Raw genomic sequence first — 16,856 nt, forward strand, 5'->3', positions numbered from 1 at the left:
AATACGGGTTTAGAAATTGGCTGACACTTTCTCTTCCTGGTACCAGCCATGCGCCTGGCGCACCTTGATCATTGCAGCCAGGATATCGTTCCAGGTTTGCTGGTTTTCCATGACTGAGTTCGGGAACATGCATCCGTCCCAGCAGATGTGGCGGAATGCTTTGGTGAGGTTACCATGTTCATCGCGCAGCCAGTATCCGGCATCGTGAACGATGTCCAGCCGTCCGTTCGGGTCGGTAGCAAGGCAGTGCCGGCCGGTTTTATCATGAGAGCCGGTTCCGTGTACGGTACCATCATTTTGCGCAACGTGGAAATCGATGGTGTACGGGCGCAATGCAGCTGTCATTTTTTTCAAACCTTCTTCCAGGGCAGCCCGGTCGCTCCATTGAAAATCTTCGGGAAGTACCCTGTCTTCGGGGCGGTTGTAACCCAGCAAATACAGGAACGTATGCGACATGTCAGCCTGGAAGCCCATATTCGGACGATCTACTGCTTCCATGGTGTCGATCATCGTTTTCCAGCTGTGCATACCACCCCAGCAGATTTCACCTTCAGCTGCGAGTTTTTCACCATAATCTGCCGCTACATCGCAGGCTCTCCTGAAAGTATCGGCAATCAGTTTGGTATTGTTGATCGGGTCCAGTTCCCAGAGATCGGGCTTACTGGCGGAGTCAATGCGCACCACACCATTGGGACGAATGCCGTGCTCTCTCAGCTTCTGACCGAAAATGCATGATTTACGAACCATCTCCACAAAAGTATCACGTTCCTCCTTGCTGCCCATGGCCGGTCCGCCCCAGATGGGCGCTACCAGGGAGCCTACTTCCAGTCCGAGCCCGCCTAATTTGTCCACCAGCCTTTTAATGCCGTCGTCACTCATATCCAGATCGATGTGCGGATCAAAAAGGCCCAGATCAACACCATCGAACTTCACGCCGTTCACTTCGGCTGAGGCCGTTTTTTCCAGCATGGTATCAAAAGAAATCACAGGCTCCGAGTCCGGGCCTTTTCCCACAATACCCGGCCAAGTGGCATTGTGCAGTTTGGGATAATTATTTTCTGGCATGGTTTAAGAAATGTTATAAGTGAATACTTCGGCTTTCAGCAATTGGCTGTCGGCTTTTTATTAAGATTACTTCGGCTTTCGGCTTTTGTCAGTTGAAGCCATTAATTCACACTACCGGCATCAACAGATTAAATATTAAAAAGCCGACGGCCGACAGCCGACTGCCGACTGCCTATAAAACCAGATCCGGATTTCCCGGTCCGAAATGCTTTAATATAACGATTGGGTCGGTTTTGGATGGATTGGTGATGACGACGCCTTCAACGGCTGCTTTTTCACTTACAAAATATTCGTCATTGGTCAGCTGTCCGTAGCGGATCAGTGCGGGAGTTTCGATATCCCATTCACCCAACTTGCCGTGGCCCTGCATAACGATCATTCCATAAGCTGCGGCATCTTTGATGGTGACGGTTTGTCCGGGAAATACGGTCAGTTCCTTGGCACTGTAAGCCTCGTTTTTATAACAGATCCAGTTTTCACTATATCCTTCTGCTTCCATCTCTGCAACATCCTTCACCGGTTTGGGACGCATGAAATGTTTTTCCATCAGGTTAGGATTTACATTCAAATCCCAGTCGATCACCTCCATCAGCAGGTCGTAATCGCCGATCCTGTCTTTCGGCGTTCCCTTCCAGAGCAACTCTTCCGGAATTACCGCCTCATTTACAAGCGACTGGTACATTGCAAAAATATCGGATGCTTTCTGAGGCTCGTAAGTACACAAGCTGCCCGGCGCATGCAGCATGCCGGGAGGCACGTCCCAGCCCGTTCCCGGTTCCAGGCGAAATGCCTGAGAGTAGTTGGTAATCTTGTTGTCGCCCTTGGTGAAGTTCATCAGGCACTCCTTGATCTGCTCTTTTGAAGTGCCGGGAGCGATACCAATAAAAGTGTATGGAAAATCGCCGCCGTGATTGTTCAGCTGGGGCGGAAAGTAGTAGGCTTCGGGCTTGCCGTTCTGGCCCACCATGGCGGCGTGCTCATCCCGGTGGTGAATATGATGTGGAAGCGGCCCCATATTGTCAAAAAACTTGGAGTACATCGGCCAGCTTTTGTATTGGTCCCAAAGCCTGTCGCCAATGATCTGACCTTTCAGCTCTTCTACCGCATCGCGCAATGTTACTTTCTGAACTCCTGATTCATCTTCCAGAACGATTTGGCTCAAACCTTCATTTTCGCCTGTCAGCGGCCCGTTTTCCGCAGGAGTTGTGGACGACAACCAACGCTCATCGATCCCGCCACGCTCGCCACCCAGTATATAATAATCGTCGGGGTGCAATTTGATCCTGCGACCAGGAACGCAAAATGAGCGCGGCACCCACGTTGGCGCAAGCCTCAAAATCCCTTTTCCCTGCTCTAATGCCTTCTCAGCGATACTTGAAAGTCCCATTGTTTTTATCAAAAAGTGGTTTAGATGATTACTTGAAAAAAAATTTTTGATGTCTTTGTCTAAAAAGCCGGCACTCCCCTCTTTTGTCACCCTGAGCGGAGTCGAAGGGCCGACGCGGCCACCAAAATGCACTTACTTGCTCAATCAAAGCTTTTTACTGCATAAAAAAGACGCATTTCCTTATTCTCCCCTTCGACTGCGCTCAGGGTGACAAAGGTCGCTCGGCTCAGGGTGACAGGGGCAGTGGTTTTACACCACCTTAACACTCAGCACAAGCTCGTCGATGTCTTCTTTTCTGGTTAGTACGTTCAGTTCCAGATCGTATGATTTCACCTCTTCCGGTTCAATGAAAATCAGCGTTTTATCCTCACGTGCTTTTGCCTGGCCTGTGAGCGGGTGCGTGCTGGGTTCGAGGCCGGTTACGTATTCGCCTTTACCCCAGTGCTGCCAGTTGGCAAACCAGGGCAGCTGCTCTTTTTTAAACTTCATCATCACGGCAAGCCCCAGTTTCTCATTGTGCAGCCCGCAAATACTGTCCCCGAAGATATCTGCATCTATATCCACCAATACTACCTCCTCGCCCGTACCCAGGTGATCGTCCAGCGGGGTCGGACACTTTTTAAAACTATTTCCTTCTTTAAAAATTTTTGCATTCTCCTCCCCGTGCCTTGGAAACCACTTTCCATTCCAGAGAATGTCCGTGCCCTCGTCAGCCAGCGGCCAGCCAAAGTTAAAGTGGTAGAGCAGCATATGCGGAGCGGGCGTATTGGCTTTGTTTGTCACTTCGTCGTGAATGCGCAGGCCGGGTTGTCCCAGGGTGGCAGAGATCGTCCTTTTCAATTCCAGGCTCGGGCCGAACGGTTTGGTTTCGCGCATGATACCGGTAATACTCATTTCGAGCTTGCCGGCACGGAGGTCGGGCTGAACAATGGAAATGATTTCTGCGGGTGTATTACTGATCAACCCGTGCAGTCCGCGGTCGCCGAAGTTATCGGATTCGGGTCCGCCCACGTGCGACAGTCCGCAGGTGGTAAGCAGCCCCCCACCGAAAGTGCGGAGCCAGTCGATGCCTTTGTCTGAAAATGGCTGCGGATATGTGGTACCTGTATGACTGATCCACGCCAGGCTATGCTGATTGAAAAAAGCGTCGGCTATGTCCATCGCACGGTCCAGCACGACTTTAAAGCGCAGGCCGGTACCGGTATTGACCCATGCAATGCGTGTTCCGCGGCCGGGTCCGTTGTCCAGGACTGATGTTTCAATCCCGCCTACCTGCTGATGATGCGATACCTTTTCTTTCCAATCCTGGCTTACTGAATCCGTACTCTCCATTATTTAGTATTTAAACTTTCCATTGTCTAAATCAGAAAAAGGCGCAGAAAGCCCGTTTTTAATGTATTTGCATGCAAAAATCCGTTTTCTGCTGCTTAGTTAGCCAGCAGCCAGTCACGGACCCTTACATTGAAATCAGCAGTATTTTCAAAGTGGAAAGCATGCCCGAGCTTTTCGTAAAGAAAGAGTTCGGCACCCGGAATCGCTCCCGCAACCTCCTCGGCCATCCACACCGGCGTAAAAATATCCTCCCGTCCGCCGATCACCAGCACAGGCTTCCGGATCTTATTCAAGTCTGACAATGCATTGTGATTTATGCACGCAGCAGCCTGTCCTTCCAGTCCGTGAAGTGGCTGCGGATAAGGACCGAATGCATCCTGCATACGTCCGTTTTCCAGACTTTGATGCTGCTCGGGATCATCCCACGACGATTTTGAAAAAATTAAAAGCTGTATGTACAGGCTGAACTCTTCGGGCCTGAACCTTGCTTTGGCATTCATGATATGCTGAAAAAGGCCTTTTGCATAATTGTCGCACCGCGCCCAGGGACACATCAGTACCAGTGACTTTACTTTTTGCGGATGCCGGATCGCCAGCTGCTGGGCAATGGTACTGCCCATGGAGCAACCCACCACCCTTACCTGATCCAATCCAAGGGAGTCGAGCAGGCCGGCATAGTCGTCCGCCATTTGTTCCGTGGTATATGGCCCCGAAGGCTTGTCGGTCTGACCCACGCCCCGGTTATCCCCGGCAATGCAGCGAAAATGATGTTTCCAATCGGCCAGGTGTACATTCCATACGGTTCCCGGCGCGGTAATGCCCATGATCAGCAGTAACGGCTCACCCGAGCCGCGCTCTTCATAGTAGAGGTTGATTCCGTTGGTTTTGGTGAAGGGCATGGCTTTGGGCTTTCGGCCGTCAGCTGTCGGCCTTTTTTATTTAATTATTGACTTTGAAAATGAAAATGGTATCGCACCAGCTTAAAGTAAATTGCCGACTGCCGAAAGCTGATCGCCGAAAGCCGACTGCCGACTGCCGCCCCCAAAGTCACTTCAATCCCGGCACCAGCGTTTCCCGGATCCACTTACCATCGTGCATGGTGACAAAATCAGGGTCATCAAGCGCTTCGGCCCCTTCATCTTCACAGATAATCCAGCCTTTATAACCTATATCTTTTAACCACTGCGTGACACCCGGCAGGTCTACCCTGCCTTTCCCCATCAATGTGAATTCCGGCGCACCGTCCCAGTCCTTGAAATGAACATGGTTGATCAGCGGCTGGTACTCCTTCATTTTGGCGAGCGGGTCCATACCTCCATTGATGATGTGCCCCACATCGGGTGTCCAGCCGGTAGCGGAGATGTCCAGCGATTCAAGCACTACTTTATAGTCCTCCTCCGTGCGAATGATCGACACGTGCGGTGAATTAGGGTGAAAACTGCATGGAATACCTTTTTCAGCTGCCCTTCTTGACACCGTATTCACAATATTGACGAGCCTTCTCTGACGCTCCGCCAGGTCGTGGCGACCTGTGGGATATTGTACCGTATTCAGGACAGCGCCGGGAAATTGCTGCAAAACGCTGATTGCATGATCCGCTGTGGCACGTTCCTGCTCGGTTTCTTCCGTTCCGTTCCATTCGAGTGCAAGTGCGAGTGCGGCGAGCTCTATGCCCTGCTCATCCAGCTTAGCCCTCAGCTTGCCGGGATCGATCAGGTCGCCCATCCAGGTAAATATCGGCTGAATGCCTGTAAAGCCCGATTTGGCAATTACCTCGATCATATGTCCCAGGCGCCCTTCATGGGTTTTGCCATTATTACTCATAAACCAGGTGTACACCTCTGACCCGAAACGAAATGGAAGCTGCTCAGCCATTTTAATTTTTGTTGTGTAAAAATGTTTACTCTGCTTTCTTTTTGACGACTTCGCCCGGCATGATCACCGAATCCCAACCTGCGAGATCCGAAGGTTTTACATGTGCCTTGTATCCGCTGAAATTGAAGGTCGTAGGCTTGTAAGGTCCCACGAATGCAATGTCGTTGTCTGCCTTAATATTTTTCTCCATACCCATTCCCCAGAACATGGCATTGAGCGCCATTCTTCTGAAACCATCATTGAGCAGATCTTCGGCCGCACCGTGCGTGGTTACAAATGCACGTCCGGGTTTGCCGCCTTCTATCCGGTACTCCCTTGTCCATGCTACCGGCAGGAGTTCTTTGGTCGGGTCGGGTTTGGAGTCGGAAGTCATGCCGTTCAGAACCTGTCCCCTGGCGATTACCGTACCTTTGGGCTCTGCCGTATAACCTCCGGATTGCACCCATATGTCTTTGGCGCCGGTCATGACGGGGTTATTTGCCTGAGCAGGTTCAATCACGAGCTTGGAGGATTGCTTGTGGTTCGTACCATAATGAGATACCCAGGTTTCACCCAGCACATATTCGCCAAAGCCGTCTTTCCAGGCTGTTTTCGGCCCTTTGTAGTCCCAGGTATAGTGCTCCCACTTAGGATCATTTTTAATCTCAAATGCATGCGTGGAAGTACGGAATGCCACGATTGGACCGCCTCTTTTTACATAATCATCAATATGCTGCATTTCCTGATCTTCAGGATGTGCAAACCGCATAAACATGACCAGCAAGTCTGCTTTTTTCAATATATCAAGTCCTTTCAGATTGGAGCTTCCCGGCAAAATGTAGCCTTCATCATCCAGTGCATATACCACGGTACAGGTAAACCCGTAACGTTTGGCCATGATCCGCGCCAGGGCAGGCAGTGATTCTTCGCTCCGGTACTCATGGTCGGTAGCAATGAAAACAATGTTTTTGCCCACACCCGGACCTTTATCGCCTTTGTAAACAACGCGGTACCTGCTGTGATCATCTGCTTTGCTCGTCCACGACAGGAGCAGGACGCCGAACGCCAGTATGAGCTTGACTGAATGCTTCATAAATCGGGTTGAAAAATTGGTGTGCATGTTCACAGGCCGTGTTTCAGGCTCATATCACGGATAAAAGTGTATCCTTTTTCGGCTATGTCCCAAGGATCGGAAAACTCCCGCCACACACCGATTGCATTGGCAAATGCAGGGTCATTGCGCGAAAATGCCTCGATGGTTAGCCAGCCTCCGTATCCTGCTGCTGCCAGGGACGAAAATGCATCGTTCCACAACACCTGCCCGTCGCCGGGTGTGCCGCGGTCGTTCTCGCTGATGTGTACATGGGCAAGTACCGGAGCGAGGGTCTGGATGGCAGTGCTGTATTTTTTTTCCTCAATGTTGGCGTGGTGTGTATCAAACATGGCCTGAACATGGGGATGGTCTGCGGCTTTCACCAGCTTGTGCAGCTGCACGGCTGTGTTGCAGAGGTAACATTCAAAGCGGTTCAGGGCTTCGAGCGCGAAGGTAATGCCTGCCTGGGCGGCATAGTCACCTGCAGCGTTCAGTACTTCTCCGGCCAATGCATACTCCCAGTCCTCAGCAGGCCGGTTTACAAAAATGGTATGGGCCGAATGAAAAGGTCCGCAAATGATCTTTGCATTCAGCTGGTGCGCGCGGTCCACGGCCCATTTGATTTTTTCCAAAGCTTTTTCCCGCACCTGCACCGACTCACTGACGGGGTTTTCATCTTTTCCCAGCGTAACTACGGCAGTTGTTTCGAGCCCCAGATCCCGGGTAAAGCTGCCCATGCGCTGGTAAGGCTCAGCTTCCGGGGTACCCAGGTAAAATTCGACGCCATCATACCCAATGGTTTTCAGCCTTTCGACAATGGGAAAAACCTCGTCCGACACTGCTGCCGTCCATGCCAATACGTTGAATCCGATTTTGTTCATAGTTGATGTAGGGCTGTCGGCTATCGGCAGCCGTTTTTTTCAAAACCGAAAGCTGACTGCTGATAGCCGACTGCCAGTTACTGTTTGATTCTCAAATCCTTGTACTCTACCTTCATAGGCGGACCCACATGTACCTGCACGCCCAGCTTGCCTTTTTTCGCACCATTGTAGGTATCATTATCGGTAACATCGCTCATGAGCACATCATTGATATAATGCTGCAGGTGATTGCCGCGCACTACGAGGCGGAAGGTATTCCAGTCTTCACTTTTGATGAGTGTTTTCAGCGAATCGGAACTACCGAGCGAGCCGGTTACCTCAAAGCCTGTCCAGGCATTGTTCTTCACATTGGCGCGGATTGCGTCAGGCGTTTTGTCACCTGTATATTCTTTGATTACCGTTTTCTGCCCGCGGTAAGCAAGGGTTGTCCGTTTCCTTTCCTCATAGTTCTGGCCGGTATAGTTGTTTTTACCGTCAATGTCTGCCTGGTAGCCTTTCAGGGCATAGGGAACATCGGTCAGCTGCTCGCTGCGGTAGTTAATGCCGGAGTTGCCGTCTTTGGCAATTTTGAAAGATCCCCTGAGCTCGAAATCACCGGGCTCACCACCCTGCCAGATAATGAAACTATTGGTTTTAAGAAGGGTTTCGGGGGTGATCTGCCCTACCAGACTGCCATTTTCGACTTTCCAGTACTTGGGATCCCCATCCCAGCCTTTGAGCGTCTTACCGTCGAAAATACTTACAAATCCTTTTTCACTCTTCTGGGCATTGACGTGCGATGGTGTAGCGAAAGTCAGGCTTAGGGCCAGCAGCATGCCGGCGGGTATTATTCTGCAATTCATTTGAGCGGTATTTACAGGTTTAGTGACTTTTGACAAAAAGGTTTCCCTTACAACAAGCGGGACTTTTCAGCTTAATACTCTCGAAAAAGATGAAAATAATATCCAAAAATTCCTAAAAATATCCGGGCGACTGTCCTGTACTTGCCTGCCGGTACAATAAAATGATTTTCATGTAAACAGAAAAGATCAGCCACGCGGGGCATGAAAAAAGCGCAGAACATCCGTTCTGCGCTTCATCTTCTGAGCTCCCGCTCCACGTCCATTCCTGCACACTAAATCATTATGGCATCAGCACTTTGTCAATCACGTGGATCACGCCGTTCGACTGGTACACGTCTGCAGTTGTCACCTTCGCCATATTTCCTTTTGAATCCGTTACGATCAGGTCTTTGCCTTTCATTGAGAAAGTAAGCTCCTCACCCTGAACAGTTTTGGCCATTGCTTTACCGTTGCCGTCCTTGATCATTTTTGCAACGGATTTGGAATCCACTTTACCCGGGATCACGTGGTAAGTAAGTACCGAGCTAAGCGTCGACTTGTTTTCAGGTTTCAGCAGATTGTCCACGGTACCGGCAGGCAGTGCATCAAATGCCGAGTTCACCGGAGCGAACACTGTGAACGGACCTGTTCCCGAAAGTGTCTCCACAAGGCCGGCAGCTTTTACGGCTGCTACGAGCGTAGTGTGGTCTTTGGAATTTACGGCATTTTCAATAATGTTTTTAGAGGGGTACATCGCTGCTCCGCCTACCATTACTGTCTTTTCTTTCTGTGCAAATGCACTTACGGTCAACAACATAGCCGCAACCAGTAAACCTTTGAATTTCATCGTCGTTTTCATATCCGGATTTAAATTTGTCCTGTGTTCCGATATACGCCGCTGAATTTCGCTTTGGATTGATCCGCAAAAAATAAATGCTGAAAACCCCCAATCAGACCCTGAGAGATGGTTTATTTTTTTCAGGGTAAAGGATCTCCCGGTGTCTTTTTACGGGGATCAAATACAGCTACCCCTACCCGGGAGTCTGCACAGCCATAGTAGAGCAGCCATTTTTCTTTGAAATAAACCATTCCTTCAATAAAGACAGTGCCTGCCGCATACTGTCCGCTCTTTTCAAAACTTTCCATCGGCCTGAAAAAAGGAACGTCCATGCGGGCGAGTAGTTTGGTAGGGTCATTTTTGTCAAACAATACCTGCCCCGCACAGTAGCTGTTGGGTGTAAACCGCTTATCGCCATCCTCGCCTTTGTCGTTCTTGCCATTGTACATCAGCACAATCCCTTTGTCGGTCAGGATCGCAGGCGGGCCGCACTCGGTAAGGTTACTGTCAAAAAAACCTTTACGGGGCGAAATGAGGTTGATCAGCTCTCCTTTGGCATCCACTACCGGCTCCCAGTTGGTCAGGTCCGTGGAGGTTGCCACATTTACATGGTTTTCACCAAAGTACAGCCAGTACTTGCCATTGATCCGGGCAAGTACCTGTTTTCCATTGACAAGCTTCGTCACCATTGACCCCGATTTGGTCCAGATCTGGTTGAATTTTCCATTGTAAGCCTTTTTAAAAGCCGGGCCTGTTTTCTCCCAATGCACCAGATCGCGGGAAGTTGCCACACCAAGACGTGCCTTATCCTGGTTCCACTGGGTGTAGATGATGACATAAAGCCCATCCTCCGTCACGGCAAGGCGCGGGTCCTCGCAGCCACCGGGCCATTCATTGCTTTTCTGGCTATCATCAGCCGGGTACAGCACCGGCTCTTTCCGCCTTTTGAAATGAAATCCGTCCTCACTTTCAGCATAGCCTAGGCGCGAGGTACGCTTGCCGATTGCCTTGCCGGCTTTATCCTCGGCGCGGTACAGTACAACGACCTTTCCATCCTTGATGGTCGCAGCGGGGTTGAAGGTATCATTAGATTCCCAGTCGACCTGCTTCTGGTTCATCGGGCAAAAAAAAGTAGATGTACTGTCGGGTGAGATCACCGGATTGAGCCCCGCAGGCCTCACAAATCCGCCGAATGCCCAGTCCGGGAGCTTGTTGACAGTTTGGGCAGCCGCCATGCGGGAGAGCATTACAGTGAAGAAGGCCAGCAGCAATATCTGTTTTTTCATAAATTTTCTGAGATGTTTTAAAACCCAAATATAGGATTTTGTCACTGGTATGGCATATCTGTATCATTTACAGGAATACGGTGGTACCAAAAAGCCCAACCTGCATGCAGGTCGGGCTTTTTAATCCAGTGTCTCTACTTCTTACTTGTTTGCTACCAGGTTCACATCCAGCGTAAAGTCATTGTCAATAGCCTTATCTCCCAGGTTTTCAAAAAAGTTGGTAGACCGGAACTTAATATCATACTTGGTGCGGTCGACCGTAACTTTTGCATTAGCCACCACTTTCTTGGCATCAGCCTTCACCGTAGCGGGAAACTTAACTTCCTCGGTAATGCCTTTGATCGTCAGTTTACCCGTCACATCGTAAGCATTGGCACCTTTGGGTGTCACAGAAGTGATCACGAGCTTAGCCTGCGGGTGCTTTTCAACGGAAAAGAAATCATCACTTTTCAGGTGACCGGTCAGTTTTCCATTCATTTCCTTGTCGGTAAGATCGGTAACTACCAGTGATTTCACATCCACTACAAAGTTTCCTCCTTTCAGCTTGTCATTGTCCACGATCAGCGAACCGCTTTCCAGGGGTACGGTACCGGCATGCGTGCCTGTCACCTTTTTGGCACCCCAGGTAACCGTGCTGCTTTTCGTGTCAACCGGCAGGGTCTTGTCAGCGGCGGCCTTTCCCGGGCCAGCAATTGCGGCTACATTGAAGAACAAGGCTGCAACCGAGTAAACGAACATTTTTTTCATAATCCTGTATTGATTTAAGTGAAACAATTACGCTGAAAATGAATAACAACCTGGTTCAGAAGCTTGCTGCGGGTGTAACACTGCCCAGCTTTTGCAGGATCTCCTTGCCCTCGGGCCAGTCACCCAACCCTGAAACGGCGTTGATATGCCCTTTTTTACCAAGATTAATAAACTCGCTTCCCCAATGATCTGCAAAATGCTTCGACCGGCTGAGGGTAGCATAACGGTCATTGGTACTTGCGACGACAATGCTTTTGAAAGGTAACGTTTTAAGCGGAATCGGTGAAAAACCAACCACAAAACTTAACCGCTTCGACTGTTCCGCATCGGCAGGAGCTACCAGCAATGCACCGACTACCTGCCCGGGCGCATATTCCTGCGCCCAGTGTGCCACAGTAATGCAGCCCATACTATGCGCCACAAGTACTGTTGGCTGTGCAAGTTCTGCTACCTGCTTTTGCAGCTGGCCAACCCAGTCGTCTTTGACGGGCCAATCCCAGTTATGCTGCTGCACACGGCTGAAAGTATCAGGGTAATGCTTTTCCCAGATGGTCTGCCAATGCTGCGGGCCTGAGCTTGCGAGTCCGGGTACGGTTAAAAAGTGCACGTTCATGATGCTTAAAGATAGCGGCAATCATTTTTTATCCATTACACAACGAAAGCCAAGATTGTTGCTGCCGCTGGTTACTTCGCCTTTTCCGCGGCTGCCTGCCTTGTAACGAATGCAATAATCGTCACTGCACAGGAAAGATCCTCCACGCTGTACGCGCTTTACGGCACCGGGCTCGTCCGGGTCATAGCTGTCCGAGGGACCTTTTGGGTTTGCACCAGGGCTTTTGGCATAATAGTCCGGTCGGTAAAGATCTTCGCACCATTCCCACACATTACCGTCCAGATCGTACAAACCATATGGATTGGCCGGAAAGGATTTGACGGGTGCGGCGGTAAGGTAGCCGTCTTCCCGCGTGTTTTTATCAGGAAAACTGCCCTGGTAAATATTGGCTACCCATTTATTGCCGGGTTTGAGCTCATCGCCCCAGTAGTAAGTATGATTGCCTTTGCCGCCCTGGGCTGCAAACTCCCACTCCGCTTCGGTAGGAAGCCGCTTGCCCGCCCAGGAGGCATAGGCAGCAGCATCTTCGTATGACACGTGTGTTACGGGAAAATTTTCACGGCCTTTGATGGAGCTCGTCGGCCCCTCAGGGTGCGACCAGCTGGCTCCGGGCACATAATTCCACCATTGCAGCGGATTGTCGAGCGAAACAGGTGTAGTGGTAGGCGTAAACACTGCCGAGCCGGGTACCAGCTTGTCGGCCGGGACGCCCGGATAATCGGCCGGGTTCAGTGGACGCTCAGCAATGGTTTTGTAATTAGTAGCTTTTACAAATGCCGCAAATTCGGCATTGGTGACCTCGTGCTCGTCCATAAAAAAACCGCCTACGGTTACATTGTGCAACGGGCGCGAATCGGGAAATTCGTCTGCACCCATCAGAAACCGGCCGCCATTGATCCAGACCATACCGGTAGTATCGTCTTTTTTGCCCGGCTCAAAGCTCGCATTGCGGATGGCCGCCGCACGGGATGGCATGCCGTCGGCCATGCACATGGCCAGGCTGTCGGCTGTTTTTTGCTCAGCGGTCTGTTTTTTTTCACAAGCCAGCAGGGCTGCTCCGGCCAGTACGCACACCAGTGCACGCTTTATTTTATTTTGATAAAAACTCATATCATTAAACTATTGACGATAGCGTCGCTGCTATTGATTTTGAAAACATCCTTTAACGCCTGCTTCGCTGCATGGTAGCCGCACATTCCGTGCACGCCTCCCCCGGGCGGTGTCGCCGATGAGCACAGAAAAATGTCAGGTGCCGAGGTGCGGTAAGGTGAAAACTGCATGAGCGGCCGCGTATATAACTGAAAAATATCCTGCAAACCTCCGTTGATATCACCACCGATATAATTGGGATTGTACTGTTCCAATGCAGCGGTGTTCATGGTATGGCGGTCGATGATCAGGTCCCTGAAACCGGGCGCAAACCGTTCCACCTGACTTTCTATTGCCGTGGTCATATCTCGGGTAGAGCCATGCGGCACGTGGCAGTATGCCCAGGCCGTGTGGCGGGCATCAGGTGTCCGCGACGGATCAAAGACGCTGCTTTGTGTATAGAGTACAAAGGGTTTGTCTGCTTCCTGACCCCGAAATGCACTTTTTTCGTATTGTGCGATTTCCTCTAAAGTATTGCCAAGATGCACGGTACCAGCCCTGCGACACTCCTGAGCTTCAAAGGGAGCGGGAGCTTCCAGCGCCCAGTCTATCTTGAAAGTACCCATCCCGTAACGGTAGCGCTGCAGCCGGCTCCGGTAAAAACTACCCAAACGATCGCCGGCCAGGCTCAGCAACTGGCGGGGCGTAACATCCAGCAGCACCACGTTCGCTGACGGAAGTTCCCGCAGATCGGTTACCATGTGGCCGGTTTCAATGGTTCCGCCCAAAGATTTAAAATAAGCAGCCATCGCATCCGCTATGGACTGACTTCCTCCTGCGGCTACCGGCCAGCCTCCCAGATGAGCAGTTGCCATGAGCATCAGGGCAAAGGCCGATGTTGCGACATTTTGCAGCGGCTGCATGGCATGTGCGGCCATTCCGGCCCACAAACCGCGGGCTTCTGCCGTCACAAATTTTTCACCCGCAGATAATGCAGACGGCAGGGCTTTCAAACCAAACCTGAGCAGGTCAGCAAGATTGCCTTTTAACGAAAATGGTCCGAGCAGCTGGGGAAGCAAGCCCGGTAGCATGTCCACAACGGGCTGCATCAATGCGGTGTACCGGTCAGCATCCCTGCCGAGCCTCGCTGCAGTGGCGGCCACTGTACCATCAAGGACAGCAGCCCCGCCATGTTCAAACGGATGCGCAGCGGAAAGGCCGGGCCGGATCATCTTCAGCCCGAAATCCTGTAAAGGGAGCGACCGGAAAAACGGGGACAGCTGCACGAACGGATGGATAGCCGAGCAAACATCATGGACAAAACCCGGCAATGTAAGTTCCAGCGAGCGCATGCCGCCGCCGATGGTTTCTTTTCCTTCCACAATCAGTACCGACAAGCCGGCGCGCTGCATGGTAATGCCAGCCGCAAGCCCGTTCGGGCCTGAGCCTACCACCACCGCGTCGAATTTTGTCTGCCGCACTTTTTCAGAAATGGTTATTTTTTAGCTGTTGCCAGTATCTTCAATGCCTCTTCATCCTTGTACGACTGCATCAGGCCTTTCAGCTTTTGTTTGAGGTCTGCAGTGAGCGCTTCGGTGCCTTTGGTACCGTACAGGTTTGCTACTTCGTCAGGGTCTTTTTCAAGATCATACAACTCCCAGGAATCGGCTCCGCCGTAGAAATACGCCAGCTTGTACCGGCTTGTACGCACCCCGAAATGCGGATAAACATGGTGAGGCTCCGGAAACTCGTAGTAATGGTAATATGCCTCCTTGCGCCAGGGTACAGCAGCGGTAGTACCCGGTTTCAGCAACGGCAGAAACGATTTTCCCTGCATATCGGCAGGTACTTTCACACCGGCAATATTCAGCACGGTGGGTGCCCAGTCGATGTTCGTAATCAGCTCCTCCACCCGCGTACCTGGTTTGATAGCACCGGGATACCGGATCACAAAAGGTGTTTTGAGTGATTGTTCATAAATAAAACGCTTGTCAAACCAACCGTGCTCGCCCAGATAAAATCCCTGGTCAGAGGCATAAATCACCACGGTATTTTTGGCCAGACCTGATTTGTCAAGATAGTCGAGCAACTTCCCGATGTTTCTGTCCAGCGAATTAGCGACTGAAAAATAGTCGCGCAGGTAACGTTGATACTTCCATTCTATCAATGCTTTTCCGCTCAGGTTTTTAGCTGCAAGGTCTTTCTCAACTTTATCATAATAAGCTTTAAATACTTTTCGCTGCTCTGCATTCAGACGGCGGTAACCAAAATCCTTGTCATAGTCGATACCCATTTTAAGGTCAAGCTTCATGCGCATGGTTTTATCAATGGTCATATCCTGCTGACCTGCTGCCACGCGACCTTTATAGTCGTCCCAGAAGGTTTTAGGCAGCGGAAAGTCTACATTGTCATAAGCGCCGAGATCCTGCAGATCGGGCATCCACTCGCGGTGGGTAGCTTTATGTCCTACGATCAGAAAAAATGGTTTGGACTGGTCGCGCTTTTCCAGCCACTCTGTTGAAAATTGGGTAATCAGGTCGGATACGTAGCCGGTGTATGCGGTGGTATCATTGGGCTGACCGATAAACTGCGGATTGTAATAATGCCCCTGATCGGGCAGTACTTTCCAATAATCGAAGCCGGCAGGCAGGCTGTTGAGGTGCATTTTCCCGACCCAGGCAGTCTGGTATTCTCCTTTGCGGAGCGTTTCCGACAAAAGTGTCTGGCCGGTATCAAACCGGGTACGGTCATTTCGTTTATATCCATTCAGGTGGCTGTACTTGCCGGTCAGCAGGGTCGCACGGCTCGGGCCGCAAATGGAATTGGTGACCAGGTTATTGGTCAGCAAAGCACCTTCCCTGGCAATCCGGTCAATATTTGGTGTTTTGACAAGCTTGTTCCCATAAGCGCCAATGCCCTGGTAGGCATGATCGTCAGAAAAAATGAAGATGATATTGGGCCTTTGAGCCAGTACAACAACGCTGGTATGCAGCAGAAAACACAAAAGGAAGGATGAAAGCAGGGGTCGGACTTTAAGGCGCGTCATGGAATACTCTATTAAACTGGTAGACAAATTAACTTAGGTTCGTACGGATTCGCAAATTTATTCAACAAAAAAGCCGGTATCCCTTTCGGAATACCGGCCTGGCTGCCAAGAATGGAGGATTACGGTTTATTTCTTCGTTTCGTCCAAGCTCTGTGCCATTTCAAGATGGTGCCTTAATGTAGGTAATTTACCTTCCGCCCAGGTTTTCAGGTCGGGATCCTTGCATTCCTTTGCTGCTTTTTCAAACTCACTGATGTCATCCTTATGGTCATCTACCATGAAAGAGACATATGCCTTATCAAATTCGGCGCCTTTTTTTGCAGCAAGTTCATCGTACTTCTTCTGTTTTTCGTCGCTCAGCCCGGTAGGCAGCGTAATATTTTTCTTGGTGGCCGCAGCATGCAGTTCTTCACCAGCTTTACCATGGTCTGTGATCATGTTCTTGCCAAATTCCTTTACTTTGGGATCCGCTGCGTTGGTTTGCGCGAGCTCTCCGAGCTTCACCTCCATAAGTCCGCCGTCGGCAGCTGCCACGGCAAACTCCGCGTCATCGTCCATATCGGTAGAATCTAATTTCTGTTCATTCTGTTCTTCCGCTACTTCGGTAGAATCCTCCGTTTTGTTGGTGTTACAGGCTGAAAACATCAGTGCGGAGCTCAGAAGCATGGCACTCAATATCATCTTTTTCATAATCAATTTCATTTTTTATTGTTGAAGAAGAAAAAAGCGTGCCAAACCCTGCAATAAAGCTGATAATTTACCATTGAATCGGTATTTGCTGTATTTCTTGTTTTTTTATCATTT

At 50.5% G+C, this 16,856-nt stretch carries 16 protein-coding genes; all 16 read right to left on the reverse strand.

Annotated elements, in window-relative coordinates:
- Positions 1-9: 9 nt before the first annotated feature.
- The gene (locus HWI92_RS14955; protein ID WP_204656628.1) at positions 10-1,065 is read right to left on the reverse strand and encodes a sugar phosphate isomerase/epimerase family protein; all 1,056 of its coding nucleotides are present in this window, start codon (positions 1,063-1,065) and stop codon (positions 10-12) included.
- A gap of 172 nt (positions 1,066-1,237) precedes the next feature.
- On the reverse strand, positions 1,238-2,452 hold the full coding sequence (locus tag HWI92_RS14960; RefSeq protein ID WP_204656629.1) for a hypothetical protein: 1,215 nt from the start codon (positions 2,450-2,452) through the stop codon (positions 1,238-1,240).
- Positions 2,453-2,701: 249 nt separating this feature from the next.
- Positions 2,702-3,784, reverse strand: coding sequence for an aldose 1-epimerase family protein (locus HWI92_RS14965; protein ID WP_204656630.1), 1,083 nt, complete (start codon positions 3,782-3,784; stop codon positions 2,702-2,704).
- Between the two features lie 95 nt (positions 3,785-3,879).
- Positions 3,880-4,683 (reverse strand): alpha/beta fold hydrolase, encoded by an 804-nt coding sequence (locus HWI92_RS14970; RefSeq protein ID WP_204656632.1) that lies wholly within the window; start codon positions 4,681-4,683, stop codon positions 3,880-3,882.
- Between the two features lie 148 nt (positions 4,684-4,831).
- Entirely contained in the window at positions 4,832-5,659 is an 828-nt protein-coding gene (locus HWI92_RS14975; RefSeq protein ID WP_204656634.1) for a sugar phosphate isomerase/epimerase family protein, read from the reverse strand.
- Between the two features lie 25 nt (positions 5,660-5,684).
- On the reverse strand, positions 5,685-6,731 hold the full coding sequence (locus tag HWI92_RS14980; RefSeq protein WP_204656636.1) for a ThuA domain-containing protein: 1,047 nt from the start codon (positions 6,729-6,731) through the stop codon (positions 5,685-5,687).
- Positions 6,732-6,760: 29 nt separating this feature from the next.
- Positions 6,761-7,612 carry a sugar phosphate isomerase/epimerase family protein gene (locus tag HWI92_RS14985; RefSeq protein ID WP_204656645.1) on the reverse strand — a complete coding sequence of 284 codons (852 nt, stop codon included), beginning with the start codon at positions 7,610-7,612 and terminating at the stop codon, positions 6,761-6,763.
- Positions 7,613-7,689: 77 nt separating this feature from the next.
- Entirely contained in the window at positions 7,690-8,427 is a 738-nt protein-coding gene (locus tag HWI92_RS14990) for a 3-keto-disaccharide hydrolase (protein WP_229249392.1), read from the reverse strand.
- Positions 8,428-8,734: 307 nt separating this feature from the next.
- Positions 8,735-9,292 (reverse strand): fasciclin domain-containing protein, encoded by a 558-nt coding sequence (locus HWI92_RS14995; protein ID WP_204656649.1) that lies wholly within the window; start codon positions 9,290-9,292, stop codon positions 8,735-8,737.
- A 119-nt stretch (positions 9,293-9,411) separates the two neighbouring features.
- On the reverse strand, positions 9,412-10,557 hold the full coding sequence (locus HWI92_RS15000) for a beta-1,2-mannosidase (RefSeq protein ID WP_204656651.1): 1,146 nt from the start codon (positions 10,555-10,557) through the stop codon (positions 9,412-9,414).
- A 141-nt stretch (positions 10,558-10,698) separates the two neighbouring features.
- Positions 10,699-11,304, reverse strand: coding sequence for a YceI family protein (locus HWI92_RS15005; RefSeq protein ID WP_229248026.1), 606 nt, complete (start codon positions 11,302-11,304; stop codon positions 10,699-10,701).
- Between the two features lie 55 nt (positions 11,305-11,359).
- The gene (locus HWI92_RS15010; protein WP_204656654.1) at positions 11,360-11,917 is read right to left on the reverse strand and encodes an RBBP9/YdeN family alpha/beta hydrolase; all 558 of its coding nucleotides are present in this window, start codon (positions 11,915-11,917) and stop codon (positions 11,360-11,362) included.
- A gap of 21 nt (positions 11,918-11,938) precedes the next feature.
- Complete coding sequence (locus HWI92_RS15015) at positions 11,939-13,027, reverse strand: formylglycine-generating enzyme family protein (RefSeq protein ID WP_204656656.1); 1,089 nt, start codon at positions 13,025-13,027, stop codon at positions 11,939-11,941.
- On the reverse strand, positions 13,024-14,487 hold the full coding sequence (locus tag HWI92_RS15020) for a phytoene desaturase family protein (RefSeq protein ID WP_204656658.1): 1,464 nt from the start codon (positions 14,485-14,487) through the stop codon (positions 13,024-13,026). The genes HWI92_RS15015 and HWI92_RS15020 overlap by 4 nt, the downstream gene beginning before the upstream one ends.
- 14 nt (positions 14,488-14,501) lie before the next feature.
- Positions 14,502-16,052, reverse strand: coding sequence for a sulfatase family protein (locus HWI92_RS15025; RefSeq protein WP_204664591.1), 1,551 nt, complete (start codon positions 16,050-16,052; stop codon positions 14,502-14,504).
- A 126-nt stretch (positions 16,053-16,178) separates the two neighbouring features.
- On the reverse strand, positions 16,179-16,742 hold the full coding sequence (locus tag HWI92_RS15030) for a DUF4142 domain-containing protein (protein WP_204656660.1): 564 nt from the start codon (positions 16,740-16,742) through the stop codon (positions 16,179-16,181).
- Between the last annotated feature and the right edge of the window lie 114 nt (positions 16,743-16,856).

The organism is Dyadobacter sandarakinus (assembly GCF_016894445.1).
GTDB classification, from domain to species: domain Bacteria; phylum Bacteroidota; class Bacteroidia; order Cytophagales; family Spirosomataceae; genus Dyadobacter; species Dyadobacter sandarakinus.

Bases quoted from the DNA above. Each gene is read 5' to 3' on its own strand.
- HWI92_RS14955 (WP_204656628.1), bottom strand. From the start codon at position 1,065: ATGCCAGAAAATAATTATCCCAAACTGCACAATGCCACTTGGCCGGGT.
- HWI92_RS14960 (WP_204656629.1), bottom strand. From the start codon at position 2,452: ATGGGACTTTCAAGTATCGCTGAGAAGGCATTAGAGCAGGGAAAAGGG.
- HWI92_RS14965 (WP_204656630.1), bottom strand. From the start codon at position 3,784: ATGGAGAGTACGGATTCAGTAAGCCAGGATTGGAAAGAAAAGGTATCG.
- HWI92_RS14970 (WP_204656632.1), bottom strand. From the start codon at position 4,683: ATGCCCTTCACCAAAACCAACGGAATCAACCTCTACTATGAAGAGCGC.
- HWI92_RS14975 (WP_204656634.1), bottom strand. From the start codon at position 5,659: ATGGCTGAGCAGCTTCCATTTCGTTTCGGGTCAGAGGTGTACACCTGG.
- HWI92_RS14980 (WP_204656636.1), bottom strand. From the start codon at position 6,731: ATGAAGCATTCAGTCAAGCTCATACTGGCGTTCGGCGTCCTGCTCCTG.
- HWI92_RS14985 (WP_204656645.1), bottom strand. From the start codon at position 7,612: ATGAACAAAATCGGATTCAACGTATTGGCATGGACGGCAGCAGTGTCG.
- HWI92_RS14990 (WP_229249392.1), bottom strand. From the start codon at position 8,427: ATGCTGCTGGCCCTAAGCCTGACTTTCGCTACACCATCGCACGTCAAT.
- HWI92_RS14995 (WP_204656649.1), bottom strand. From the start codon at position 9,292: ATGAAAACGACGATGAAATTCAAAGGTTTACTGGTTGCGGCTATGTTG.
- HWI92_RS15000 (WP_204656651.1), bottom strand. From the start codon at position 10,557: ATGAAAAAACAGATATTGCTGCTGGCCTTCTTCACTGTAATGCTCTCC.
- HWI92_RS15005 (WP_229248026.1), bottom strand. From the start codon at position 11,304: ATGAAAAAAATGTTCGTTTACTCGGTTGCAGCCTTGTTCTTCAATGTA.
- HWI92_RS15010 (WP_204656654.1), bottom strand. From the start codon at position 11,917: ATGAACGTGCACTTTTTAACCGTACCCGGACTCGCAAGCTCAGGCCCG.
- HWI92_RS15015 (WP_204656656.1), bottom strand. From the start codon at position 13,027: ATGAGTTTTTATCAAAATAAAATAAAGCGTGCACTGGTGTGCGTACTG.
- HWI92_RS15025 (WP_204664591.1), bottom strand. From the start codon at position 16,052: ATGACGCGCCTTAAAGTCCGACCCCTGCTTTCATCCTTCCTTTTGTGT.
- HWI92_RS15030 (WP_204656660.1), bottom strand. From the start codon at position 16,742: ATGAAAAAGATGATATTGAGTGCCATGCTTCTGAGCTCCGCACTGATG.